Here is a 24,208-nt window from a genome sequence, read left to right as displayed (position 1 = left end):
ATCGGTGTGACGCACGGTGAGCAGGTCGGCAGATTTCTCTGCGCATCGACCGATTTGATGGCGAACATGTTCGCGGCATTCGTGTCCCTCCATCGTGGGCCCATTTTTCCCATGGTTGTTCGGGGCGGGGTCGGCAGGTAACGTCTCGCGTGCCGGCTGGGCCGAGCCTTTGCGAAAGGGTCGACACGCTATGACGGTTACTGGTTTCACGCGCTTTCCGCCCTTCATCGACGACCTTGCCCGCAGCGAATCGGGGCGGCTGCTGCACGCGGAACTCGAACGCCGGTGGCCGGAGACGACCGACCCGTTGGTCACGATCGCCCGCTACGCTCTGCTGCCGGCGGGCAAACTGCTCCGGCCGATGATGACGCTGCACGCGGCGGAGGCGGTGGGCGGGTCGCCGTCCGACGTCCTGCCCGCCGCGCTGGGGATGGAATACCTGCACGTCGCCACGCTCGTGCACGACGACATCATCGACGCCGACACGCTGCGGCGGGGCCGCCCCGCAGTGCCTGTCGCCTTCGGGATCCCCGACGCCATCGTCGTGGGTGACCACCTCATCTTCACGGCTTTTCAGTCCATTGTGGAAGCAGGTGCGGCGGCACCTCCCGGGCACGTCGCGGCCGCCGTCGCGGCGTTGGCCGAGGCGGGGCGGGACCTGTGCCGGGGCCAGATGCTCGAAACCCAGCTCGTCGGCGACCTGGACGCGGGCGCCCGGTGGTACCCGGAGATGATCCGGTTGAAGACCGGCGCGTTGTTCCGCGCCGTGTGCCACGTCGGCGCATTGCTCGGTGGTGCCGACCCGCAGGTCGCGGCCGGGCTGGCCCGCTACGGCGAACACCTGGGCATCGCCTTCCAGATCCGCGACGACCTGCTGTCCTACGTGGCCACCCCGGAACAGACAGGTAAGCCGGCGACCAGCGACCTCAACAACGGCCGGCCGACCCTGCCACTGCTGCTCGCCTACGACGCGGCCACCGACGAGTCCCGGGTCGAGCTGATGGCGGTGCTGCACCGGCGGGGGGCCGGCCCGGGTGACGTCGAGTGGGTCGCCGGCCTGCTCGACGAGGTCGACGCGGTGCGGGGTGCCCGTCGGCAGATGGTGGAGCACGCCGAACGGGCACTGGCCGAGCTGGTCGCGCTCACCCCCTCCGCCAGCGCCGACGTGCTCGCCGGCATCGCGCACTGGATGACGAGCGAGGCGGCGTGAGCACGACCGGCGCGGTACGGGCGCTGCGGGCACACGTCGAGACCTGGCGGCCGTACACCCTCTGGTATGTCGGGCTGGTCGGCCTCGCCGGGGCGGCCCTGGCCGACGGCCCGCACCACCCGTGGCTGCTGGCGTCGGCGTGGGCCGCGCCGACCGCCGGCTGGCTCGGCGGCCACTACCTCGGCGACTACTTCGACAGGGAACTCGACGCCGGCAGCAAACCACACCGACCGATCCCGTCCGGCCGGCTGCCCGCCCGCACGGCACTGTGGTGCGGCGGTGCCTGCTTCGCCCTCCTCGCGCTGCTGGCGGTGCTCGGCGGGTGGGGCACCACCTCGGCCGCGCTGCTCGCCGCGTTCGGCATCGTCGCCTACAGCCGCTGGGGCAAGGCGCGCGGTATCGCCGGCAATCTCGTCCGGGGTGCGCTCGGTGCGATCGCGCTGCTCTACGGCGCGCTGACCGTCGGGCTGTCCCCGGACGTCCCCTCGACGGTGCCGGTGCTGCTCGCGTCGACCGTCGTGTTCTGGTCGCACGACACGATGTCCAACCTGGTCGGGGCGTTACGCGACATCGACGGCGACCGGGCCGGCGGCTACCTGACGCTGCCGGTGCGCCGGGGCGTGCCGTTCGCGGTGCACACCGTGCTGGCCCTCGCCGCCGTCACCGTCACCGCCGCGGTCACCGCCGGCCTGCTGGCCGGGCCGGACCGGCGGGTCGGCTACCTGGCGACGCTGGTCGTCGTCGTGGCGCTGGGGGTCGCCGCCCTCGCCCCGCTCGTCGCGCACCGCGCCGGGATGCCCGTCCTGGTGGCGCTGCGGGCACACGCCGTCCTGGTCGTCGAGCGGGTGGTGCTGGCCTCCGCCCTGGTCGGGCTGGGGCTCGGCGTCGGTGTGCAACTGGCGCTGGCCCTGCCGATGGTCGGGTTGACCTGGTGGTCCCAGCACCTGATGCGTGCCCGCCACGAACTCGGCACCGGACGACCGGCGCTGGCCCTGGCCACCCCCCGTCGAGCCGCCCTGGAGGACGTGTCATGACCGCTGTGCCCACCGAGGCCCTTGACCGGGCCATCGCCGACGGCGCGGAGGCGCTGCTGCGTCGGCAGCGCCCCGACGGGGTCTTCGGTGACGACCCGCCGGCCTCGGTGCTGGGCACCGCGGGAACGGTGGCCGCCCTGCACGCCGCCGACCCGGTGGGCAGCGCCGACCTGGTCGACGCCGGCACCGGGTGGCTGCGCCGGCACCAGCACGACGACGGCGGCTGGGGTGGCGTGGTGGGGGCCGACAGCGAGGTCGTCGCCACCGCCGTCGCGGTCGCGGCGCTGGCCCTGACCGCGCCGGCCGCCAGCGCCGAGGCGATCGCCGCTGGCCGCGCCCGGCTGGCCGCGATGGGTGGCGTCGACACGGTGACCGACCCGGCCATCTCACTGCTCTGCCGCCAACTGCTCACCATGGCCGGGATGACCGCCGAGGCCGGCCCCCTGCGCCGGCTGCCGCTGGAGATCGTCCTGTTCGACCGGGTACGCCGGCAGCGGCTGTCGTTCCGTACCGCGCCGTTCATCGGGCTGGCCCTGATGCAGGCGGACCTGCTGCCCACCGGTCGGCTGCGCCGGGCCACCCTGCGTCGGGCCCGCCCGGCGGCGCTGCGGCTGCTGCGCGCGATCTACGACCACGAGGGCCGGACCGGCGCGCTCAGCGAGGACCCGTGGCCCGCCGCCCTGGTCCTGCTCGGCCTGGCCCGCTCCGGCGAGGCCCCGGACATCGCGGCGGCCGTGGTGGGCTGGCTGCGCCGCGCGGTCCGCCCCGACGGCGCCTGGGACGCGGTGACCAACCTCGACCTGACCCGCTCCGGGTACGCGGTGACCGGGCTGATCGCCGCCGGCTACGCCGCCGACCCCCGGCTGGGCCCGACCCGGGACTTCTTCCACGCCACGCGGAAGCCGACCGCGTTCACCGTGCTGGACGTGCCGCCGGGCGGGTGGAGCTACTCCAACGTGGGCGGCTGGCCGGTGACGCTGGAGTCCGCCGAGATCCTCTCGGCGCTCGCCGGCTACCCCGACGCCGCCGCCGATCCGGTGCTGCGCAGCGGCCTGGCCTGGCTCGTCGGCCGCCAGGACAGCCGGGGTTCGTGGAGCCTGTGGGTACGCGACACCAAGCTCGCCAACGACGGCCCGTGCCCCGCCATCACCAGCCAGGCCGTGCTCGCCCTGCACGAGGCCGGCCACCCCGACGACCACCCGGCGATCGCCGCCGCAGCGGCCTGGCTGCTGACCGCCGCGCGCCCCGACGGCAGCTACGAGAACCTCTGGTACCGCGACCACACCTCCGGCACGGCCGTGGTGGTGGCGGCGCTGTCCCGGGTCGGCCACGCCCGGCACGACGTGGTCCGCCGGGCGGTCCGCTGGCTGCGCGACACCCAACTGCCGGACGGGTCGTGGGGGCCGGGTGACGGCACCGCCGGGTCGGTGGAGGAGACCGGCTGGGCCGTCCAGGGGCTGCTGGCCACCGGCGACCCAGGGCACGCCGACGCGATCGACCGGGGGGTCGGCTGGCTGCTTGCCGCCGCCGGGTCGGACGGCGGTTGGCCGCCCACCCGGGTCTGCAACTACATCCGCCACCACCTGCGCTACCCCAACGCGGTGATCACCCAGGCGGTCGCGCTGCGGGCGCTCGGGGAGTACCGGCGTACCGTCGCGGGACGGGCGGGCGTCACACCCGGCGCGGTCGTCCGATGAGCGCCGACGTCGTCGTGGTGGGCGCCGGGGCGGGCGGCCTGGCCGCCGCCCGCGCGCTCGGCGCACGGGGGCTGCGGGTGCTGGTGCTCGACCGGCAACGCCGGCCCGCGTCCATCGCGAAGGGCGAGATCCTCCAACCCGAGACGGTACGCATCCTCGACGGCTGGGGCCTGCTCGACGCCCTGCGGGCCACCGGCGCGTGCCCGGTCGACCAACTGGCCATCCGCGACCCGCAGGGCCGACCGCTGCTCGCCCTCGACTACCGCACCCTGCCGGGGCGGCACCGGCAGATCCTCTGCGCCGACTACGGCGACCTGCGTGCCGTGCTCGCCGACGGGCTGCCCGCCACCGTCGAGATGCGCTGGGGGCAGCGGGTCACCGGCCCGCTGCGCGCCGCCGACGGCCGGGTGACCGGCGTCCGGGTCACCGGCGGCGACGGCGAGCAGGAGATCCGGGCGGCGCTGGTGGTCGCCGCCGACGGGATGTCATCGCCGCTGCGCAAGGCGGCCGGCATCGACGTCGACCGGCAGGAGTACCCGCACGGTCTGGTCGCCTTCGACGTGGCAGGGGTCGAGGTGGCCGACGAGGTGTCGGCCTACCGCACCGAACGGGGACTGTGCCTGGTCTACCCGCTGCCCGGCGGGCGCTGCCGGCTCTACGTCCAGGTGACCCCGGACGAGTTCCGCGGACGCACCGCCGCCGACCTGGCCGGCTGGTGCGACAGGCTGCTCGCCGAGGTGCCCGCGATCCGGCCGCTGGGGACGGCGCTGCGGGCCCACCTGGACCGACGGCAACTCCTGGCGGTCTACCGGCTGCGGGCGGCCCGGCTGGCCGTGCCGGGGCTCGCCCTCGTCGGCGAGGCCGCCCACGCGGTGCACCCGATGGCGGCGCAGGGCGTCAACAGCTCACTCGCCGACGCCGAGACCCTGGCGGCGACCCTCACCGTCGCCCGGGGGCGCCCCGACGACGCCGGGGTGGACCGGGCGCTGCGGGACTACGACGCCGCGCGCCGGCCCCACCTCGACCACGTCGCCACGGTCAGCCACAGCGCGGCCCGCATGCTCACCAGCGTGTCGGGGCTGCCCCGGCTGCTCGGGGGGCGGATGATGCGGCGCACCGCGGCCAACCCCCGGCTGCTCGCGCTCACCGCCGGCAACCTGTCCGGCACGACCGTCCGCCCGCTGTCCCCGGTCGACCGGATGTACCAGCTCGGGCTGCTCGTCGACCGGCACGCCCACCAACCCGTCCCGCCGGCCCCGCAACGAAGTGAGCGACGATGACCAGTGCGACCACCGTGGGCACCTACCCGCCGGCCGACCTGTCGATGAACGAGACGCCGTACCCGCCGCTGCCGAGCATCCGGCGGATCGTCGAGGACGCGGCCGGTGCCCTCCAGCGGTATCCGGACCGCACCTCCGCCGCCCTGGTGGGCGCGTTGGCGGCCCGGCTGGGCGTGGGGCCGGAGTCGATCCTCGTCGGGCCCGGTTCGGCCGGGCTGTGCCAGCACCTCGTGCAGTCCCTCGGGCCGCGCCCGGAGGTGGTCCGCCCGGCGCTGTCCTTCGAGGGCTACCCGCTGATCATCCGCAACGTCGGGGCCCGGGACGTGCCCGTACCGATGGACGGGTACCGCCACGACCTGTCCGCGATGGCCGCCGCGGTGACCGACGAGACCCGGTGCGTGCTGCTGTGCAACCCCAACAATCCGACCGGGGCGGCGCTGCGCCGCGACGAGGTCGAGGAGTTCCTGGGCCGGATTCCGGCCGACGTGCCGGTGATCGTCGACGAGGCGTACCGGGAGTTCGTCACCGATCCGCAGGTGCCCGACGGGATGGAGCTGTACCGCGCCCACGACAACGTCTGCGTCCTGCGGACCTTCTCCAAGGCGTACGGGCTGGCCGCGCTGCGGATCGGCTATGCGGTGGTGCCACCCCGGCTGATGCCGTCGGCCGCGATGACGGGTGCGGTGTTCTTCCCGAACAGCCTGGCCCAGGCGGCGGCGGTGGCGAGCCTGGACGAGGCGGTCACCCCCGAGCTGACCCGGCGGTGCGCCGAGCTGGCGGCGTCGCGTACCCGGCTGGTCGACGAGCTGCGCGGCCTCGGCCTCACCGTGGCCCCCAGCGAGGCGAACTTCGTCTGGCTACCGCTGGGGGAGCGGGCGGTCCCGTTCGCCGAGCGGGCCCGGGAGGCGGGCATCCTGGTGATGGCGCTCCCCGGCGCGGGGGTACGGATCACCGTCGGCACGGACGAGGCGAACGCGCGGCTGTGCGCCGTCGTCCGTACCGCCCTGGCTACCGGACTCTGACGGGCCGGTAGGGGCCGCTCACCGGCCGGAGGGCGGCGGTGGGTGGTCCGCCGTGCCGCCCGCCCACTCGACCAGGCAGAGGTAGCGCAGGTCGGGGTCGTAGTCGGCGGCCAGCACCGGCCGGGGCCGGCCCGGGTCGGTGGCGAGCAGGTCGAGCAGGGTCCACCACAGGCCGGTGGTCGGCTGCCCCGGGGGCGTGACCGTCACCCGCTCGACGGGGTGCGCCGGCCAGGCCGTGGCGAGGTCGGCGCTCAGCAGCACCCGGACGTCGGGGCGTCCGGCCGCGAGCGCGGCCAGTTCGGACCCGGCCAGCGCGGCGACGTCGTCGGCCGCCACGTCCGGGTGCTGGCGGAGCACCGACACCCGGGCCGACGCAGCCACCACGTCACCTGTGGACGCCGCCGGGCCACCGGATCCGGGGAGCGGCCCCGCCCCGGCATCCGGCGCCGGGTCGGCTGCTGCGGTGACGCCCGCCGACACCGGTGCCGGGCTGTCGCCGGGTGCCGGGCCGTGCTCGTCCGGTGCCTGCGGTGCCGTGGTGGTGCGGTAGAGCAGGGCGACCCCCTGGTGCCGGGCCGGGCCGGGCGTCGGTGGATCGTAGGGCAGGACGGCCTGCTCGACGGCGATCAGCAGGACCCGCCGGCAACCGGCCGACGACGCGTACGCGTGGGCGATCCGCAGCGCGCTGAAGGCCGCCGCCGAGCCCTGGTCGCAGACGGCGAAGGAGAGCGGAGTCCCCGGGCAGACGTGACTGAGGTAGGTGGCGGTGGCCCGGCCGGGCAGCATGTCGTGCCGGGAGAACGCCAGGACGAGCAGGTCCACCGGTTCGTCCGGCCCGACGAGCGCCCGGATCAGCGCCTCGGCCATCTCCGCGTAGGACTGACCCAGCGAGTCGGACGCCGTGTCGAACAGGTCGGCCGGCACCTCCCTACCGTCCTGCCGGGCCAGGTCCGTCAGGTAGTGCCGGGACTGCTCCCGGTGGGCCGGGTCGTGCATCAGCCCGGCCGGCCCGGTGAAGGCCCGCCGGGCGGCCCGGATCAGGTGCAGGTCGGTCGACGGGACTGCCGGCACGGCTCTCCTTCCTCACATCGGTCGGGTGCGCACAGGGCGGTGCCGGGGCGTGGTCAGTGGACGAAGACCATCGCGGCGAAGGTCGCGCCGTCGCCGGCCCCGACGGCGGCGACCAGGTAGCGGTCACCCGGGCGCAGCAGGTCGCGGTCGCACGCGGTCAGGTAGTTGACGAACGCGTCCGCGCAGAAGACGTGGCCCGTCTCCCGGACGTTGTCGAGCAGCACCCGGTCGCGGGGGAACCCGAGCAGCCGGCAGAGCCGGTGCCAGGTCACCACGTTGACGTTGTGCGGCAGGATCAGCCGGACGTCGTCGAGGGCCACCCCGGCCACCGCCAGGGCCCGCCCGATCACCTCGGCCAGCGCCGGCCGGTACTCGCGCTGGAACTGGGCGCCGGACGCGCCGCCGGCGACGTCGAACTCGCCCCGCTGCGCGCACGCGTAGCCGAGCAGCCGGTCCCGGGGGCCGTCGGCGCTGACCAGGCACGCGGACGCCCCCTCGCTGAAGACCGAGGTCTCCGGGATGAACTGGGCGTCCCGGGTGAACGCCTTCTCCCCGGTGAGGACCAGCGCCAGCGGACCCTCGCCCGGCCCGTGCCGCCCCGCCGGCTCGGCGGCCAGGAGCCGACCGGCCAGCTCGATCGCGAGCAACGCGCTGGCACAGGACTGCTGGGTCAGGGTGAAGGCGACCGCATGACCGAGCCCCAGCGCGCGGCAGACGTCGTGCAGCGGGTTGACCGGGTACGGCACCACGACGGGGAACGCCCGCCCGTACAGCACGAACCGGACCCGGTGCTCCTGCCCGCGCAGTGCGGTGAGCCCGGTCGCCGCGTGCAGCAGCAGGTCGTGCAGGGAGAGTTCGGGATCGCGGCGGACCTGGTCCAGGCCGTGGAACCGACGGAACAGCCGGACCTGCATGTCGGTCAGCCCGAGCGGGCCGGCCAGGCTCTCGATCGGGACGCGGCGCTGCGGCAGGTGGACCGAGACCGCGTCGAGCGCCGTCATGCTGCCGGTGCCGGGGCCACCTGGCGACCAGCCACGACCGGGACCACCCGGTTGTCGAACACAGTGGACGGTGCCGTCCGTGCCCGTCGGTCGTCGATAGCCACGAGCTGAATCCCATCAGCGGCATGCGCCGATGTCAACGCGTGCCAGAATATCGACGTGGCCCGCTTCCTGTTCGTCGTACTGCCTGTGGTGTCCCACCTCAACGCCCCGCTCGCCATCGGCCAGGCGCTCCAGGCCGCCGGGCACGAGGTGGCCTGGTGCGGGCCGCGCAGCGACCTGCGCCCGCTGATCGGCCCCGACGCGACGCTCTACCCGACCGGCAAGCGGTACTTCCGCCTCGACGGCGAATCCGGCATGGCCTCGGTGCGCAGCCTCTGGGAGGGGCACGTGCTGCCGGTCAACCGCTTCATCCGGGACGCCGCCGACCGGGCGGTCGCGGACTACCGCCCCGACGTCGCCGTCGTCGACCAGTACGCGCTGGCCGGTGCGTTGGCCGCCCACCGGCACGGGGTGCCCTGGGCCACCTTCTGCGTCGGCACCCTGGAGCTCACCCCGCCGCCGGAGTACCTGCCCGAGTTCACCGACCGGGTCCGTGCGCAGTTGCCCAAGGTCTGGGCGATGACCGACCTGCCCGTCGACGAGACGATCGACCTGCGGTTCTCGCCGTACCTGGTGATCGGCCTGACCAGCACGGCGCTGACCGGCGCGACGCCACTGCCGGAGCAGTGTGTGTTGACCGGCCCGGCCCTGGGTCACCGCCCAGGCGCCCCGGGCTTCGCCTGGGACGCCTGGGACCCGACCCGCCGGCACGTGCTGGTCACCGTCGGGACGATGGCCGAGCACCTGGCCCGGGACTTCTACCAGCGGGTGGTGGCGGCGACGGCACCGCTCGCCGACCGGGTGCAGGTGGTGCTGACCGCCCCACCCGACCTGGTGCCCGACCCGCCCGCGCACGTGCTTGTCGCGCCCCGGGTGCCGGTGCTGGAGCTGATGCCCCGGCTCGACGCGCTGGTCTCCCACGGGGGGCTGGGCACCGTCACCGAGGCGCTGGCCCACGGCGTTCCGGTGGTCGTCGCGCCGATCCGGCACGACCACCCGGCGGTGGCCCGCCAGGTGACCGAGGCGGGCGCCGGAATCGAGGTGTCCTTCCGGTCGGCGACCCCGGCCGACCTCACCGCCGCGCTCACCGCCGTCCTCGACGAACCCGGCTACCGGGCGCGGGCCCGCCGGGTCGGCGAGTCGTTCGCCGCCGCCGGCGGGGCGGTCGCGGCGGCCCGGCACCTCGCGGCCCTGGCCGCCCGACGCATCGACCATTGTCCTACGGGTACGGCCCCACTAGCCTGACCTGACGCACGGCGCAGGTGTCGCCGTCCACGGTCGACACCGACGTGGCCCGGCGTCGTCGCCGTACGAGGAGGCTCGATGATCGAGGCCACCGGCCTCCGCAAGTCCTACCGGGTCGGGCGTGGTCGCCATGCCAGCACCGTCGAGGCGGTGCGGGGGGTGGACTTCGCCGTGGGGCGCGGCGAGATCGTCGGCTTTCTCGGCCCCAACGGCGCGGGCAAGTCCACCACCCTGCGGATGCTTGCCACGCTGATCCGCCCGGACGGGGGCCGGGCGGCGATCGCGGGCGTCGACCTGCTGCGGGACCCCGCCCAGGTACGCCGGCGGATCGGCTTCGTGGCCCAGGCCAGCGGCACCTACGACGACTCGACCGCCCGCCGTGACCTGGTGCTCCAGGCCCGGCTGTACGGCCTGGCCAAGGCCGACGCGCAGCGCCGGGCCGAGGCGGCGATCGGGGCGTTCCAGCTCGCCGACTTCGCCGATCGCCGGATCCGGACCTACTCCGGGGGGCAGCGGCGTCGGCTCGACGTCGCGCTCGGGGTCATCCACTCGCCGCAGATCATCTTCCTGGACGAGCCGACCGCCGGGCTGGACCCACCCAGCCGGGTACGCATGTGGCAGGAGGTCAGGCGGTTGCGCGAGGAGGGCATGACGATCTTCCTCACCACGCACTACCTCGACGAGGCCGACACCCTGTGCGACCGCGTATCCATCATCGACGGTGGGCGGATCGTCGCCGAGGGCACCCCGTCGGATCTCAAGCGGGAGATCTCCGGGGACGTGGTCGCGATCGACCTGAACCGCACCGACGTCGCGGACGGTCCGGCCGACGCCGAGCTGCCGATCGCCACGAAGTTGCTCGCCGAACAGCCCTACGTGCACTCGTCGGAAGCCGTCGACGGCACCCTGCGGCTCTATGTGGACAGCGCCGCGACCGCCATCCCGCAGATCATGCGTACCCTGCTGGGCCGGGGGATCGAGCCCGGGGCGATCGAGGCCCGCCGACCCAGCCTGGACGACGTCTTCCTGGCCAAGACCGGCCGGTCGCTCGAGGAGTGACCGCCGGTGCGAGAGGAGCCGCAGTGAAACTGGTCCGGGACACCTGGTTGATCTTCCAGCAGGAGGTCGGCCTGATGGTGCGCAACCCGGTGATGGTGGCGTTCAGCCTGGCCCAGCCGATCACCTATCTCGTCCTGTTCGCCCCGTTCCTCAAGGTGGTGATGGTGGACCGGGGCGCCTCCACCTACGCCGACGCCTACCGCATCTACGTACCCGGCCTGTTCGTGGCGATGGGCCTGTTCGGTGGGCTGTTCGCCGGCTACGGCCTGCTGAGCGCCCTGCGCGCCGGCATCATCGACAGGTGCCGGGTGACCCCGGTCAGCCGGACCGGCCTGCTGCTGGGCCGGGCCATGATGCACGTCTGCCTGAACGTGGTGCAGGCGGTGGTCATCACGCTCGTGGCGTTGCCCTTCGGGCTGCGCGTGCAGCTGGGCAACCTGCTCGTCTCGTACGCGCTGCTGTCGGTGATGGTGCTGTTGAGCACCTCGATCTCGTACGACATCGCGCTGTTGGTGCGCAACGAGAACAGCCTCGGCGTGCTGGTCAACACCGTGGGCCAGCCGGTGTCACTACTCGCCGGGGTGCTCATCCCGCTCGTGCTGGCCCCGCTGTGGATCCAGCAGGTCGCCTTCTGGAACCCGTTCGCCTGGGCGACCAACGGGATGCGGGCGTTGTTCAACGGCCAGCTCGCCGCGCCTGTGGTCTGGCAGGGTGCTCTCATCATGATCGGGCTGGCCGCGGTCAGCCTGGTCTGGTCGTCGCACCTGTTCAACCGCGAGGTCTCCTGACGTCTGCGGATCGCGGCCTGCCGGGGCGGATCGCGGGCTGCGACGGGCGGATACCGGGCCGGCGTACCCAGAATTGATGTTGGCCATTGTCTGCCGGGGGTCGGCGCTCTAGCCTGAGCGTGTCCCAGATCGGCCGTCGCGCCGGGGTGCGGCGGCCGTGAGCGTGTCAGATGAGGAGACAACTCGTTGGGTGCCGACAACTTCCGGGCGACCCTGGCGGCCGACATGGAGCTGGGGGCCGGCAACGTGCTGCTCAGACTGGCCGAACACGGCGTCGACCCGGACTCACCACGGATCACCTTCGACGTCGACGTGGACGGCATCCCCGCCTGGACGCCGCTGTCCCTGGCCACCCTGACCGAGCGGGTCGCCGCCCGGGCGGACTGGTTCCGGCGACGCGGCATCGGCTGGCGGGACCCGGTCGCGGTCTACGTGACGTCCGCGCCCGACGTGTTCCTCAACTTCCTGGCCCTCACCCGGCTCGGCGCGATCCCGGCCCTGATGAACGGCAACATGCCGATCGAGTTGGCGGCCGAGTTCATCAGGCGGCTGCGCGGCGTCGGGGTGGTCGTCGACGCCGACCACGCCGCGCTGCGCGAGCACGACCTCGGGGTGCCGATCCTCGGTGACGCGGCGGAGACCGGCACCGGCGACCCCGACCAGGCCCCACCGCACTACCGCCACCACCCCGAGGACCCGGTCGTCATCACCCACTCGTCGGGCACCACCCGGGTACCGGCCGCGATCGTCCACTCGCACCACGGGCTGTTCGCCGCCATCCGGGCGGTCCGGCTCACCGAGTCCCGCCCGTACGGCGAGGTGCGGGAGCTCTCCGTGCTGCCGGCCGCGCACACCGCCGGCATCATCACCGTCAACCAGGCGCTCTGCAACGGTTACCAGTTGCTCTACCTGTCAGCGCAGGGCGGCCCGTTCGCGCGCAGTGCCGAGACGATCCTCGACGCCATCGAGCGCTGGCGACCGACCGGCGTCTTCGGCTTCGCGGTGACCTGGTCCGAGCTGGCCCGGTACGACCTGACCACCCGTGACCTGAGTTCGGTGCGCAACTGGTTCAACACCGGGGACTGCGCCCACGAGTCGCACGTCCGCCGGCTGGTCGCGGTGGGCAGCCACCCCACGTACACCCGGGAGGGCATGGTCGACGTGCCCGGCTCCAAGTTCGTCGACATGCTCGGCTCCACCGAGATGGGCCACGGCGCTTTCCGGATCAGCCACCGCCTCGGCAGCGACCACTACGACCGCTGCGTCGGCAAGCCGTACCCGTTCGCGCAGATCGCCCTGCTCGACGTGACCACCGGCGAGGAGGTCGCCGAGGGGGAGGTGGGGCACGTCGGGCTCAAGTCACCGACGTTGGCGCTCGGGTACTGGAACGACTCGGTCAACACCTTCCGCACCAGGCTCAACGGCTACTACCTGACCGGTGACCTGATGTACCGCGACCCGGAGGGCAACTACCACCACGTCGACCGGGCCAGCGACGCGGTCGACCTGGGCGACGGCAACTGGCTCTACACGGCGCTGTCCGAGGAGCGCCTCCTGAAACACTGCCCGGACGTCCGCGACTGCACCGTCATCGCGGCCCGGGAGGCCGACGACCGGATCGTCACCGAGGTGCTGCTCCTGCTCGCCGAGGACGCCGACCCGGCGCTCGACCGGTCCGACCAGGTCCGCACCGCGCTCGGCCCGGTGGTCGGCGGGACGCTCCGACGGGTGGTCACGGTGCCCGCCGACGGGGTGGTGATGGGCCCGACGGGCAAGGTCCGCAAGTTCCTGATGCGCCAACGACTGCTGGCCGACGCGGGGACCCCCGCCACCGGCTGACCCGTCGCCCCGCTGCGTTCTCGCCGTGGTCGGCCTGGCTGCCCTTCGTCGTGCTCGGGCCGGCTGCACTCTTGTCGTGGTCGGGGGGCACCTTGGTTGTGGTCGGGCCGGCTGCGCCTGTCGTGGTCGGGGCCGGCAGCACCTTGGTCGCGGCTGCCTGGCTGGGCCGCCTGGTCGTTCTGGCTGTCACCCGGCCGGTCGCTGTAGGCGACGTCGGTGCCCGGCCCCCCTCGCACCGGGCGGGCCGGCCCATGCCCGGACAGCCTTATGTCCCACCGTCATAAATATGACGGTGGGACATAAGGCTGTCCGCGACAACACCTTCCGGGCGGCCAGCCGGCACACTGGCAGTTCGGCCCGAGCCGCCACGCCCACGACACTTTCTGGCCTGCCCGGGCACTGGCAGTTGGTCCGAGCGCCGCGCCCACAACACTCCCGGGCGGGCGGGCGGGCGGCAGCCGGCATCGGCGGCTCGGGGCCTGAGCCGCCACGCCCACCGACCGGCCGCTCGCGGGCACCCGTGCACCCGCCGGTCCGGTTAGACCTGCCGGACCTGCCGGACCTGCCGGACCTGCCGGACCTGCCGGACCCGGCGGGCCTGGTGGACCGGTCGGGCCCGGCGGGCCTGGTGGACCGGTCGGGCCCGGCGGGTTGGCCGGGCCCGACCGGCGTCACCGCAGTCGGGACTCGATCGCCTCGATGATGCGGGGGCGGAGTTCGGCGGCCCGGATCACCGCGTCGACCGAGCCGACCTCCACCGCCCGCTGGATGTTGTGCACCCGGTCGAACTCCGCCGCCACCTCGCCGAGCTTCTCGGCGCGGACCGACGAGCGGATCTCGTCGAGTTCTGCGGTCAACGACGCCCGCTCGGTGCCGGCAGCCGCCGCGACCCGGGCCTCCAGGTCGCGTACCCGCAGGTCGGCAGCGGTACGGGCGTTGACGTCGCCGGAGAACACCACCGCCGCGGCCGGGGCGCCGCCGAGCACCGAGGCGAACGAGCCCTCCAGCGCCAGCACTGTCATGTTCGGGTTCAGCGCCTTGGAGAAGACCACGAACGCCCCACCGTGGTACCGGGAGATCACGCAGAACACGATCGGCCCACGGAAGTTGACGATCGCCCGACCGATCTCGGCACCGTACTCCAGTTGCAGCTTGCGCATCGACTCGGGTGAGCCGTCGAAGCCCGACAGGTTGGCCAGCACCACCAGCGGCCGGTTGCCGCTTGCCGCGTTGATCGCCCGCGCGGCCTTCTTGGACGAACGGGGGAACAGGGTGCCCGCGGTGTAGGTGTCCGGGCCGTCGGTGGGCGGGAAGCCCCGGCGGGGCACCGACCGGGACTCGATGCCGAGCAGGCAGACCGGGATGCCGCCGAGGTGGACGTCCTGCACCACCGCGGTCTCCGCGTCGGCCATGCCCGCCCAGCGCTCCAGCACCGGGTGGTCCTGGTCGGCAAGCGCCCGCATCACCGTACGGATGTCGAACGGCTTCTTGCGGTCCGGGTTCGCGGTGGCCGAGAAGATCTCGCCGACGGTGCTGAAGTCGCTGCCGGCCACGGTGTGCGGGAAGGTGGAGACGTCCCGGTCGACCGGGTCGGCGGTGGTCGCCCGGCGCGGCGCGTCCTCCCCGGGCGCGACGTACGTGTGGTCGTAGTACGACATCAGCACGTCCCGCGCCGCCGTCAGGTTGGGCGCCCAGTACTGCGCCTGCCCGTTCGGACCCATCACCCGGTCGTAGCCGCCGATGCCGAAGTTGTCCTCGGCGGAGACCCCACCGGAGAAGTCGAGCGACTGCTTGCCGGTGAGCACCATCGCGGCCTCCGGCGTCATCACCAGGATGCCCCGGGTGTGCATGAGCATCGTCGCCTCGGCGTTCCAGTACGGCTGGGCGCCCACGTTGATCCCCGCGACGACGATGTTGATCTCGCCGCCGTCCTGGGTGAACTCGACGATCCGCTTGAGCGCCGCCGCCACCCAGTCCATGTTCTCGGTGCCGGAGCTCATCGAGATCCGCGCGCCGGCCGACAACGCGTACCACTCCAGCGGCACCCGCAGCTGCTCGGCCAGGTCCAGGGCGGCGATCACCCGGCGGCACTCGGCCTCGGACAGCGCGCCGAGCGACTTGGTCGGGTCACCGAGCAGCACCACCCGGGTCACGCCCTGCGGATGCCTCGGCGTCGGCGTGGTCACCACGCCCGCCACGATCGCCGCCGTGTTGCGGCCCCGGGGCCGGTCCACCGGCACCAACGCGTGGTCGCCGTCGAGGTCGTGCTCGACGAACTGACCGAGCAGCCCGGTCAGTTCGTACGGGTAGACCGTGTTGCGGCTGCTGGCCCGCAGCACCTTGAGCCGGTAGTCGTCGAGCGGCTCGACCGGCTCGACAGGCGGCTCGCCCATGCTCAGTTCGGCTCCGCCGGTGGCGTCGAAGGAGATCCGTACCGCGATCTTGTTGAGCTCGCCGGTACGGCGGTCGCGCTGCCGCGCGATGAACAGGATCTCCTCCAGGCCGGCACCGACCGTCGTCGGGCGGACCCGCCCGGCGATCATCTCCATCTCCTCGCGGGTCAGGTCGCTCGGCGGCCAGACGTAGATGACGATCCGGTTGGTGTGGAAACGGGTCTTCGACGGGCGGCGGGTCTGCGCCCGGCGGATCGAGTCCAGGCAGGTGGCGACGATGTCCTCGGCCGTCGGCAGGGCGACCAGCCGCCCGTCCTGCTCGCGTAGCGGGGTGAGGTCACGCACCTGGGCGAACGCGACGAGCCGCTCGTCCGACGGGTTCTCCCGTGCGACGGCCTGGAAGAGGTAGACCTCCTCGTCCGACGACGGCAGCCGGGTCAGGTCGAACTTGCGCAGCCGCTCCAACTGCATCCGCTGTGCGATGTACGGGTGCAGACCCCGGATCAGCCGCTCCTCGCTCATCCCGGTGCTCGACGGGCGGAACGTGAAGTGGTGGTGCATCACCGCGCCGCCGCGCCCGGCGACGGTGGTGGTGAGCCGGCGGACCTGGGCCGGCAGCGGGTGCGCGTTGACCACCTCCAGCAGCGCGGCGGCCATCGCGTCGAAGTCCTCAGGCTGGTTCTCCCAGCCGAGGTAGATGTCGGCGTCGACGGCGGACCCGTCACCGGCCAGCTCGCCGAGCCCGCGCAGCGCGTCGCCCAGCGCGTCGAACCGTACTGCTGCGGAGAGCAGGCTGGAGTCGGCCCGCTCGGCGACCACGAACGTACAGTCGGCGACCCGACGGGTGCGTACGTCGGCGAGGCCCTTGTTGCCGTAGTACCGCCGGGTCAGCACCTCCAGCATCACCGCGTTGTCGAGGTGGTCCCGGACGAGCCGCTGGCCGAGCACCCGGACCAGTGGCTCGGTGCTGCGGACCATCTCCGCGACCCGCTCGGTGCGGTCCGCCGAGTCCGGGTGGGCGTCCAGGTGGCGCAGGTGCCGGCGGACCGAGGCGTACAGGCGGGCGCGGTTGCGCAGCAGCAGCGGCTGGGCGAACCAGGCGAACACCACGCCCCGCGCCAGGTCGGCGACCACCGGGAAACGGACCTGGGTGGCCGCCACCAGCCGCTCCAGTGCGAGGCCGGCGGGCTCGCGCAGCACCGAGTCCGGCGGGGGCTCGCGCAGCCAGGTGCGCAGTAGCGTCGCGACCACCGTGGCGTCGGCAGACGCCCGCTGCTGGGCCAGGAAGATCCGGAACACGGCCGCCTCGACCGCGGGGGTGCGCTCCAGGTCGGTGACGCCGTAGTGCCCGAGCGCCTTGGCCAGCTTGGCCTGGAAGGGCGCGGGCAGCCCGGCCCGCTCGACGTCGAGGCTCTGCAGATAGGTGTGGAAGTACTCGCGGGCGCTGGGGGCGTGGCTGTCGCCGCTGCCGTCCTCACCGGTCAGCCGGTTGCGGCTGAGTTCGGCGAGGTCGGCGAAGACGTCGACGAGGTCGATCTCCTCGGCCAGCGGGCGGTGGCCGTCCTCGACGGCGGCCCGGCGCGCGGAGAGGTACTCGTCGAGCACCCGGCCGTCGTCGTGCGGGTCCACGTCGAAGCCCAGCAGCAGGCCGCGCAGGTCCTCCTGACCGCGCCGGGAACGTTCGATGGCCGGGGCCTGGTCGGGTGCGGTGGGCAGGTCCAGCGCGACCGGGGCGGCGGTGGGGGCGTCGGTGGGCTCGTCGGTGTCGTCGGCGAGCGGCTCCAGCCGCAGCAACGCCGCACCGGCCTCCACCTGGCTGCCGACGGAGACCCCGCACTCCTTGAGCCGGGCCCGGAACGGTGCCCGTAGCACCGTCTCCATCTTCATCGCCTCCAGCACCAGCACCGGTGCGCCCGCCTCCACCTCGGCGCCGACCTCCACCGGCGTCGCGACGACCAGCGCGGGCATCGGCGAGCGGACCACGCCACCCTCGTCGCGGCCGACCCGGTGGGTCACCCCGTCGACCTCGACCAGGTGGATCGCCCCGTGGGTCCCGGTGAGCAGCCGGTACCGCACGCCGTTGACGGCGATCTGGCCGGTGTGCCGGTCGAAGCGGTCCAGCTCGACGTCGGCGGTGTGCACGTCGCCACCGGCCTCGATGCCGACCCGGAACCGGTGCGCGCCGACCCGGGCCACCCGCATCCGGTAGCCGACGCCGCGCAGTTTGAGGTCCAACGGCCGACCGCTCGTGTGCTGCACCTGCGGACGCCCGCCGGACGCCGTCGACAGCAGCCGTTGCTGTTCGGCGCGCTCCTGCTCCTCGTACGCCTCGATGGCGGCGGCGGCGAGCGCGACGGCGGAGTGCCGGTGCGAGACGAGCCGGCCTTCGGCGCGTACCCGGTCGATCCATCCGGTGTCGGCGCTGGCGTCGATCACCTCGGGCTGGTCGAGCAGGTCGAGCACGAAGCTCTTGTTCGTCGCGCCGCCCTCGATGATCACCGTGGTGTTGGCCATCGCCCGGCGCAGCCGGCCGAGCGCCTCGTCGCGGTCCCGGCCGTACGCGATGATCTTCGCGATCATCGAGTCGAAGTCGGCCGGGATGGTGTCGCCCTCGCTCACCCCGGTGTCCACCCGGATGCCCGGCCCGGCGGGCAGGTCCAGCCGGGCGATCCGGCCGGGGGCCGGTGCGAAGTCGCGGTCCGGGTCCTCGGCGTTGAGCCGGGCCTCGATGGCGTGCCCGCGCTCCAGCGGCGGCACGCCGTCGAGCCGGCCACCCGCGGCGACGTGCAGTTGCGCCTTGACCAGGTCGAATCCGGTGGTCAACTCGGTGATCGGGTGCTCCACCTGGAGTCGGGTGTTGACCTCCAGGAAGGCGAACAGCCGGTCACCGGGGTGGTAGAGGAACTCGACGGTCGCCGCGCCGCGGTAGCCGACCGCGACGGCCAGCCGCTCGGCCGACGACTTGAGCTCGGCCGTCTGCTCCGGGCCGAGCACCGGCGAGGAGGACTCCTCGATGACCTTCTGGTTGCGCCGCTGCACCGAGCAGTCCCGGACGCCGAGCGCCCAGGCGGTGCCCTGACCGTCCGCGATCACCTGGACCTCGACGTGCCGGGCACCGGTGACCAGGCGCTCCAGGAACACGATCCCGCTGCCGAAGGCCCGCGCCGCCTCCTGGCTGGTGCGTTGGTAGGCGTCGGCCAGCTCGGCGTCGCTGGTGACGACCCGGATGCCCCGCCCACCGCCACCGGCGGTCGCCTTGAGCATCAGCGGGTAGCCGATCTCGGCGGCGGCGGCGATCGCGGCCTCCAGGGTCTCCACCGCGCCCCGGCTCCACGGCGCGACCGGCACGCCGACCTCCTCGGCGATCAGCTTCGCGCCGATCTTGTCGCCGAGCTTGCGCATCGCGTCCGGGCTGGGCCCGACGAAGGTGACCCCGATCTTCTCGCACAGCTCCGCGAAGGCCGGGTCCTCGGCCACGAAACCCCAGCCGACCCAGGCGGCGTCGGCCCCGGTCTCGACCAGGGCGTGCTCCAGCTTCTTCAGGTCGAGGTACGGTCGGGCGGCGGCGGGACCGAGGTCGTAGGCGATGTCGGCCTCGCGGACGAACGTCGCGGTGCGATCGACGTCGGTATGCAGGGCCACTGTCTCGATCCGGGTGTCGGTCTGCGCGGCCAGCTCTCGGACCGCGTGGATGAGGCGCATCGCGGCCTCACCCCGGTTGACGATGGCGACACGGCTGAACACCCGACCGACTCCTCCGGTAGACCCACGAGTACGCGCCGCAAGGCATCGACCCCCGACAGCGATCACCCTGCCGGGTGCCGGCCGGTAGCGCCATGTCGTAATCACCGAACCCTGAGCGGTGACCGTTGTAGGAACCCCACAAAAGTTTTTGGCCTTCCCCGCCCGTGGTGGCGGCATGGAGCCGCCCACCGCAGGTCGTGGGGTCAGGCGTCCGCCCGCATGTGCTCCCGTGCCCACGCGTCGAAGCTGGTGAGGGGGAGGCCGAGCGCCCGCGCGTCCTGCGGGCGGGCCGGCTGGGGGACCGCGTTCAGCCACTCGTGGCTGGCACCCATCGCCGGCATGCCCGCGGCGAGGGCCTCCTGCTCGGTCATCCGTGGCGCGGACAGTCGGACGCCCAGCGCCCGGGAGAGCACCTCGGCGATCTCGGTCATCGACAGGTGGTCGCTCGCCAGTTCCAGCTCGACCCGGTCGAAGCGCTCCGGGTCGGTGAAGGCCGCTGCGGCGGCCCGCCCGATGTCGTCCGTCGCGACAAGCGACAGCCGGGTCTCCGGGCGTAGGACGCTGACCAGCCCGCCCTCGACGCCACGCGGGAACAGGAAGGCCATGGACGGCAGGAAGTTGTCCATGAAGAAGCCTGGTTTGAGCAGCGTCCAGTGCCGGAAGCCGGCCGTGCGGACCCGGTCCTGGATCGCGCTCTTGGCGCCCAGGGTGGGTGCCATCGAGGCCCAGCGACCCTCGGCCCAGCCGGGCGCCTCGACGTGCTGACCGGCACCGGTGACGGAGGTGTGCACGAACTGCGGTACCCCGGCCGCCTGCGCGCCCTCGACCAGGTTGACGCCCTGGGCCACCTCGCCGGGGAAGTCGAAGCCCGCCGCGTTCATCGGGGGCATCTGCACCGAGAAGACGGCGCGGGTGCCCTCGGCGGCCCGCACCACCGAATCGCGGTCGAGCAGGTCGCCGGTGACCAGCTCGACGCCGAGCGCGGCGACGGCCCGGGCCCGTTCGGTGTCCGGATCACGGACCAGGGCGCGGACGGGGACCCCGGCGGCGCGCAGGGCGCGGACGGTGGCACCGCCCTGCCTGCCGGTCGCGCCGGTGACCAGGACGGGGGCGGAAGCTGCGAACATGGCACTCCTTCGGTTAAACGGCGGGGCCCGCCGTTTATTGTCGGGTACGATACGGCGGGCCCCGCCACTTAGCAAGCTCGGAGAGGACGCCATGCCCGACGGCCAGCGCGCCGACGCCCGGCGCAACTACGCCCGCATCCTCACCGTGGCCGAACGGGAGGTCGCCGCCCACGGGGCCGGTGCCTCCCTGGAGCAGATCGCCCGTACCGCAGGGGTCGGCTCGGCGACCGTGCGCCGGCACTTCCCCACCCGACGGGCGTTGCTGGAGGCGGTCTCCCGGGAACGGATCGAGGCCCTGCGGGTCCGCGCCGGGGAGTTGACCGACCGGGGCGACAGCCGGACGGCGCTGCTGGAATGGCTCGGTGACGTGGTCACCTACTCCGTCTCCGCCCGGGGGCTGGCAGCCGCCCTGGCCTACGACGGCGCTCCGGCCGACCCGGTGCACCAGAACAGCTGCTCGGCGGCGCTGGAGGAGGCGGCCGGGCCGTTGCTGCGCCGGGCCGTCCGCGACAACGTGATCGCGGCGGACGTCACGGTCGGGGATCTGATCACGCTGGTCGTCGGCATCGTCCTGGCCACCGAGCACCACCCCGACCCCGCCGCCCGGGCGAACCGGCTGTTCCGGATGGCCGTGGCGGGACTCAGCCCGCAGACCTGAACCCCGACAGCGGGCCGAACCGGTGAGCGTGGGAGCGGCGGGCCAGCGCGCGTGGGTGGGCCGGCCGTGGGCCGAGGGCGGGCGGTCAGCGCCTGGTGGCCGGTCGGCGGACCGGTGCGTTGTGGGTGCCGGGGTCAGGGACCGGTGGGGGCCGGTCCGCCGTCAGCCGACGCCGCGGCGGTGACCTCCCGGTGGCGGATCACCGCGATCAGCGTCGTGCCGACCGTCAACAACACGCCGGCCACGACAAGCGCCACCGCCCCGTTCACCCGCAACGTCAGCACCGCGGAGACGAAGGCGCCCAACCCCATCGCGGTGATCGCCCCGAACCGTCGCGCCCAGGCCGTACCGGGGCCGCCGGCGGCCCGGCTGTCGGTGGAGAGGTTCACCATGGTCATGGTGACCACCACCGTGGAGAGGTCCCGGATGCCGATGTGCTTGACCGCTGCGGCCTGCGCGCCGAGCACCAGGGCGAGCAGCCCGGTCGTGACCAGCATCGCCCCGTGGGTCGGCGGGCCGGTGGCGAGCCAGACCCCGGCCAGGACGAGCGTCAGCACGCTGCCGCCGACCAGGATGGCCAGGCCGGCGGCGGGCAGCGTCGCGGGACCCGACGCACGGCGGGTCAGCCGGGCGGCGAGCACCGCGCCGACCATGAACGCCAGCAGCGCCACCAGGTTGTTGAGCACCGGCAGGCCGGACACCCCGGCCAGCCCGAAACCGATGAAGAGCACGTTGCCCGTCATGTTGCCGGTGAAGACGCGGTCCAGGGCGAGGTAGCTGACGCCGTCGACCGCCCCGGTCGCCGCGGTCAGCACCAGCAGCGGTAGCTCGTACCTCTTCGTCATGGGCCCTTCCGGTGATCGTTTCCGGCCGGGAGTCTACCCATGAGCTGCGGGAACGTCCCGGGCGGCCGGGACGCCGGTCCCTGGTGGCCGGGACGCCCCGGCCCGTTGACTGGGCCCATGACCACTCTTCCGGACCATTTCCCCGCCCACGTCAAGGGCTCCTACGTCAACTGCGAGGAGTACGCCCGCGAGGCGCGGCTCACCCCGCCGCCGGACCACATCCCGGCCCACGTCAAGAACTCCTACGTCAACTGCCAGGAGTACGCCCGCGAGGCGCGACCGACCCCGTCGCCGGCCGCCGAGCACTTCCCCGAGCACGTGAAGAACTCGTACCCGACCTGCCAGGAGGCGGCGCGACCGGCCCGGCTCACCGCCGTCCCGGTGGCCGTGGCATGACCACGCTCGTCCCACCCCGGCTCGACCCCGCGTGGCGGGAGTGGCTGGTCGAGAACCTGGCCATGGGCGTGTCGGTGGCGCAGGCACGGGCCACCGCCGTCGCCGGGTCCGGCACCCCCGAGGCCGTCGACGCCGAACTGCGGGAACTGACCGACCACCCGTACTTCGCGGTGTGCCGCCGGCTCGCGCTGCGCTACGACTGGCTGGAGTCGGTGCTCGACACGTACCGGACGCTGCGCGACAGCGACGGGGGGCGGACCCTGGACCGGCGTGCGGACCTCGCGCCGGAGGAGTTCTTCTCCCGGTACTACTTCGGCAACCGACCTGTGGTGCTGGACGGCCTGATGGCCGACTGGCCCGCCCTCGGCTGGACGCTGGACGGCCTGGCGGCGGCCTGTGGCGACGCCGTGGTCGAGGTGATGACCGGGCGGGACACCAACCCGGACCACGCCTGGCAGTACGACAGGCACCGCACCAGCATGCCGTTCCGCGACTACCTGGCGCTGCTCGGCTCGGGCACCCGCACCAACGACTACTACATGGTGCCGCGCAACGAGAACTGGTCCGGGGCGCTGCGCCCGCTCGCCGCCGACATCCGCACCCCGGAGGGCATCGTGGACCCGTCGGGGCTCGGGCACCTGCTGTTGGGACCGGCCGGCACGGTGACCCCGCTGCACGTGGACAACAGCTCGGTGCTGCTCGGCCAGGTGCTCGGCCGCAAGCACGTCCGGCTGGTCCCGTCGTACGAGCGGCACCTGGTCTATCCGCGCGGCGGCACGTTCAGCGCGGTCGACGCGGCGCACCCGGACCTCACCCGGCACCCCCGGTACGCCGAGGCGACGGTGCTGGAAACGGTGCTGGAACCGGGCCAACTGCTGTTCGTCCCAGTGGGGTGGTGGCACTGGGTGGAGGCCCTGGACGTCAGCGCCACGGTCAGCTTCCACCACTTCCGCATCCCCGGTCAGAACCACAAGATGGCGACCCCGCCGGCTGCGGGGCAGAACCGGTGAGGTGGGGGCGGTCCGACCGCCCCCACCTCGGGTGGTCCCGCCGCCCGTCGTCGACATGCATTATGGTCGATCGCACTGTGGGTGATCCGGCGGGCCGGATCCGAGCGCGAAGGTGGCGACGTTGCGTTATGTCGATGGGCCGGGTGTGACCTGCGAGGTCCACGTCGAGGCGACTCCGTCCCGGGTCTGGGAACTGGTCACCGACATCCATCTGCCGGCCCGGTTGAGCCCGGAGCTGCAGCGGGTGGAGTGGCTCGACGGCACGGAGGGCCTGAAGGTGGGGGCAGGCTTCGTCGGCTACAACAGCCACTCGCACATCGGCGACTGGCGGACCGCCTCCTACGTCACCGAACTGGAGCAGCAGCGGGTCTTCGGGTGGGTCGTCACCGACCCGGACGGCACGTTCGTCAGCCCGGACGGCACCGGTCGGGCCGATCTCGCTTCACCGGCGGCCACCTGGCGCTTCGAGGTGGAACCGGAGGAGAACGGCACCCGGCTGCGGCAGTCGGTGCGGGTCGGTCCGGGCCGCTCCGGGCTCAGTCACGTGATCGACCAGGCCCCGGAGCACGAGGAACAGATGGTCGAGTTCCGGCTCGGCCAGCTCCGCTCCCACATCGACTCGGTCCTGCACGGCATCAAGGCCCTCGCAGAAGACCGAACCCCCTAACCCCCCACCCCCCCCAACCC

At 73.4% G+C, this 24,208-nt stretch carries 18 protein-coding genes; 13 read left to right on the top strand and 5 right to left on the bottom strand.

Annotated elements, in window-relative coordinates; translation table 11 throughout:
- The first annotated feature begins 190 nt into the window (after window positions 1–190).
- The 5 genes from AC0AIB_RS19740 to AC0AIB_RS19720 are packed head-to-tail and all read left to right on the top strand — an operon-like array spanning window position 191 to window position 6,243.
- Window positions 191–1,210, top strand: coding sequence for a polyprenyl synthetase family protein (locus AC0AIB_RS19740; RefSeq protein WP_328338467.1), 1,020 nt, complete (start codon window positions 191–193; stop codon window positions 1,208–1,210).
- A complete protein-coding gene (locus AC0AIB_RS19735; protein WP_328338465.1) occupies window positions 1,207–2,244 on the top strand; it encodes a UbiA family prenyltransferase in 1,038 nt (345 codons plus the stop codon). The genes AC0AIB_RS19740 and AC0AIB_RS19735 overlap by 4 nt, the downstream gene beginning before the upstream one ends.
- On the top strand, window positions 2,241–3,941 hold the full coding sequence (locus AC0AIB_RS19730) for a prenyltransferase/squalene oxidase repeat-containing protein (protein WP_465097214.1): 1,701 nt from the start codon (window positions 2,241–2,243) through the stop codon (window positions 3,939–3,941). The genes AC0AIB_RS19735 and AC0AIB_RS19730 overlap by 4 nt, the downstream gene beginning before the upstream one ends.
- Entirely contained in the window at window positions 3,938–5,221 is a 1,284-nt protein-coding gene (locus AC0AIB_RS19725; protein WP_328338462.1) for an FAD-dependent oxidoreductase, read from the top strand. Before AC0AIB_RS19730 ends, AC0AIB_RS19725 begins: the two co-directional genes overlap by 4 nt.
- The gene (locus tag AC0AIB_RS19720; RefSeq protein ID WP_328338461.1) at window positions 5,218–6,243 is read left to right on the top strand and encodes an aminotransferase class I/II-fold pyridoxal phosphate-dependent enzyme; all 1,026 of its coding nucleotides are present in this window, start codon (window positions 5,218–5,220) and stop codon (window positions 6,241–6,243) included. Before AC0AIB_RS19725 ends, AC0AIB_RS19720 begins: the two co-directional genes overlap by 4 nt.
- Before the next feature lie 18 nt (window positions 6,244–6,261).
- On the opposite strand, the gene AC0AIB_RS19715 is transcribed toward AC0AIB_RS19720, so the two are convergent.
- Both AC0AIB_RS19715 and AC0AIB_RS19710 read right to left on the bottom strand, forming a co-directional pair.
- Window positions 6,262–7,314 (bottom strand): beta-ketoacyl-[acyl-carrier-protein] synthase family protein, encoded by a 1,053-nt coding sequence (locus AC0AIB_RS19715; RefSeq protein WP_328338459.1) that lies wholly within the window; start codon window positions 7,312–7,314, stop codon window positions 6,262–6,264.
- Between the two features lie 53 nt (window positions 7,315–7,367).
- Window positions 7,368–8,315 carry a 3-oxoacyl-[acyl-carrier-protein] synthase III C-terminal domain-containing protein gene (locus AC0AIB_RS19710; RefSeq protein ID WP_328338457.1) on the bottom strand — a complete coding sequence of 316 codons (948 nt, stop codon included), beginning with the start codon at window positions 8,313–8,315 and terminating at the stop codon, window positions 7,368–7,370.
- A 159-nt stretch (window positions 8,316–8,474) separates the two neighbouring features.
- Between AC0AIB_RS19710 and AC0AIB_RS19705 the strand changes: the two genes are divergently transcribed.
- From AC0AIB_RS19705 to AC0AIB_RS19690, 4 genes are all read left to right on the top strand, one after another.
- Window positions 8,475–9,662 (top strand): glycosyltransferase, encoded by a 1,188-nt coding sequence (locus AC0AIB_RS19705; RefSeq protein ID WP_328338455.1) that lies wholly within the window; start codon window positions 8,475–8,477, stop codon window positions 9,660–9,662.
- A gap of 78 nt (window positions 9,663–9,740) precedes the next feature.
- Window positions 9,741–10,721 carry an ATP-binding cassette domain-containing protein gene (locus AC0AIB_RS19700; protein WP_328338453.1) on the top strand — a complete coding sequence of 327 codons (981 nt, stop codon included), beginning with the start codon at window positions 9,741–9,743 and terminating at the stop codon, window positions 10,719–10,721.
- Window positions 10,722–10,744: 23 nt separating this feature from the next.
- Entirely contained in the window at window positions 10,745–11,509 is a 765-nt protein-coding gene (locus tag AC0AIB_RS19695; RefSeq protein WP_328338452.1) for an ABC transporter permease, read from the top strand.
- A 225-nt stretch (window positions 11,510–11,734) separates the two neighbouring features.
- Window positions 11,735–13,348, top strand: coding sequence for a class I adenylate-forming enzyme family protein (locus AC0AIB_RS19690; RefSeq protein WP_465097225.1), 1,614 nt, complete (start codon window positions 11,735–11,737; stop codon window positions 13,346–13,348).
- Between the two features lie 671 nt (window positions 13,349–14,019).
- Here the strand turns inward: AC0AIB_RS19690 and AC0AIB_RS19685 are convergent.
- Together AC0AIB_RS19685 and AC0AIB_RS19680 are read right to left on the bottom strand one after the other, a co-directional pair.
- Window positions 14,020–19,485: an ATP-binding protein gene (locus AC0AIB_RS19685; RefSeq protein ID WP_465097213.1), complete on the bottom strand. Its 5,466-nt coding sequence runs from the start codon at window positions 19,483–19,485 to the stop codon at window positions 14,020–14,022.
- A gap of 203 nt (window positions 19,486–19,688) precedes the next feature.
- A complete protein-coding gene (locus tag AC0AIB_RS19680; RefSeq protein WP_465097212.1) occupies window positions 19,689–20,612 on the bottom strand; it encodes an NmrA/HSCARG family protein in 924 nt (307 codons plus the stop codon).
- A gap of 91 nt (window positions 20,613–20,703) precedes the next feature.
- Here AC0AIB_RS19680 and AC0AIB_RS19675 point away from each other — a divergent pair, with 91 nt between their 5' ends.
- Window positions 20,704–21,270, top strand: a complete 567-nt coding sequence (locus AC0AIB_RS19675) for a TetR/AcrR family transcriptional regulator (protein ID WP_465097211.1) — start codon at window positions 20,704–20,706, stop codon at window positions 21,268–21,270.
- 134 nt (window positions 21,271–21,404) lie between these two features.
- On the opposite strand, the gene AC0AIB_RS19670 is transcribed toward AC0AIB_RS19675, so the two are convergent.
- Window positions 21,405–22,115 (bottom strand): YoaK family protein, encoded by a 711-nt coding sequence (locus AC0AIB_RS19670; RefSeq protein WP_328338447.1) that lies wholly within the window; start codon window positions 22,113–22,115, stop codon window positions 21,405–21,407.
- A gap of 117 nt (window positions 22,116–22,232) precedes the next feature.
- Between AC0AIB_RS19670 and AC0AIB_RS19665 the strand changes: the two genes are divergently transcribed.
- The 3 genes from AC0AIB_RS19665 to AC0AIB_RS19655 all read left to right on the top strand — a co-directional run bounded on the left by AC0AIB_RS19665 (window position 22,233) and on the right by AC0AIB_RS19655 (window position 24,188).
- Window positions 22,233–22,511 (top strand): hypothetical protein, encoded by a 279-nt coding sequence (locus AC0AIB_RS19665; RefSeq protein WP_328338446.1) that lies wholly within the window; start codon window positions 22,233–22,235, stop codon window positions 22,509–22,511.
- On the top strand, window positions 22,508–23,521 hold the full coding sequence (locus AC0AIB_RS19660; RefSeq protein WP_328338445.1) for a cupin-like domain-containing protein: 1,014 nt from the start codon (window positions 22,508–22,510) through the stop codon (window positions 23,519–23,521). Before AC0AIB_RS19665 ends, AC0AIB_RS19660 begins: the two co-directional genes overlap by 4 nt.
- Before the next feature lie 121 nt (window positions 23,522–23,642).
- Window positions 23,643–24,188 carry an SRPBCC family protein gene (locus tag AC0AIB_RS19655; protein WP_328338444.1) on the top strand — a complete coding sequence of 182 codons (546 nt, stop codon included), beginning with the start codon at window positions 23,643–23,645 and terminating at the stop codon, window positions 24,186–24,188.
- The last annotated feature ends 20 nt before the right edge of the window (window positions 24,189–24,208 follow it).

Source organism: Micromonospora sp. DSM 43699, from assembly GCF_055517075.1.
The sequence above is the reverse complement of the archived record's forward strand: the minus strand, read 5'-3'. Positions and strand labels throughout refer to the sequence as shown.

Coding starts and splice junctions, on each gene's coding strand:
- AC0AIB_RS19740 (WP_328338467.1), top strand. CDS start 191: ATGACGGTTACTGGTTTCACGCGCTTTCCGCCCTTCATCGACGACCTT.
- AC0AIB_RS19730 (WP_465097214.1), top strand. CDS start 2,241: ATGACCGCTGTGCCCACCGAGGCCCTTGACCGGGCCATCGCCGACGGC.
- AC0AIB_RS19725 (WP_328338462.1), top strand. CDS start 3,938: ATGAGCGCCGACGTCGTCGTGGTGGGCGCCGGGGCGGGCGGCCTGGCC.
- AC0AIB_RS19720 (WP_328338461.1), top strand. CDS start 5,218: ATGACCAGTGCGACCACCGTGGGCACCTACCCGCCGGCCGACCTGTCG.
- AC0AIB_RS19710 (WP_328338457.1), bottom strand. CDS start 8,315: ATGACGGCGCTCGACGCGGTCTCGGTCCACCTGCCGCAGCGCCGCGTC.
- AC0AIB_RS19700 (WP_328338453.1), top strand. CDS start 9,741: ATGATCGAGGCCACCGGCCTCCGCAAGTCCTACCGGGTCGGGCGTGGT.
- AC0AIB_RS19690 (WP_465097225.1), top strand. CDS start 11,735: ATGGAGCTGGGGGCCGGCAACGTGCTGCTCAGACTGGCCGAACACGGC.
- AC0AIB_RS19680 (WP_465097212.1), bottom strand. CDS start 20,612: ATGTTCGCAGCTTCCGCCCCCGTCCTGGTCACCGGCGCGACCGGCAGG.
- AC0AIB_RS19675 (WP_465097211.1), top strand. CDS start 20,704: ATGCCCGACGGCCAGCGCGCCGACGCCCGGCGCAACTACGCCCGCATC.
- AC0AIB_RS19670 (WP_328338447.1), bottom strand. CDS start 22,115: ATGACGAAGAGGTACGAGCTACCGCTGCTGGTGCTGACCGCGGCGACC.
- AC0AIB_RS19665 (WP_328338446.1), top strand. CDS start 22,233: ATGACCACTCTTCCGGACCATTTCCCCGCCCACGTCAAGGGCTCCTAC.
- AC0AIB_RS19660 (WP_328338445.1), top strand. CDS start 22,508: ATGACCACGCTCGTCCCACCCCGGCTCGACCCCGCGTGGCGGGAGTGG.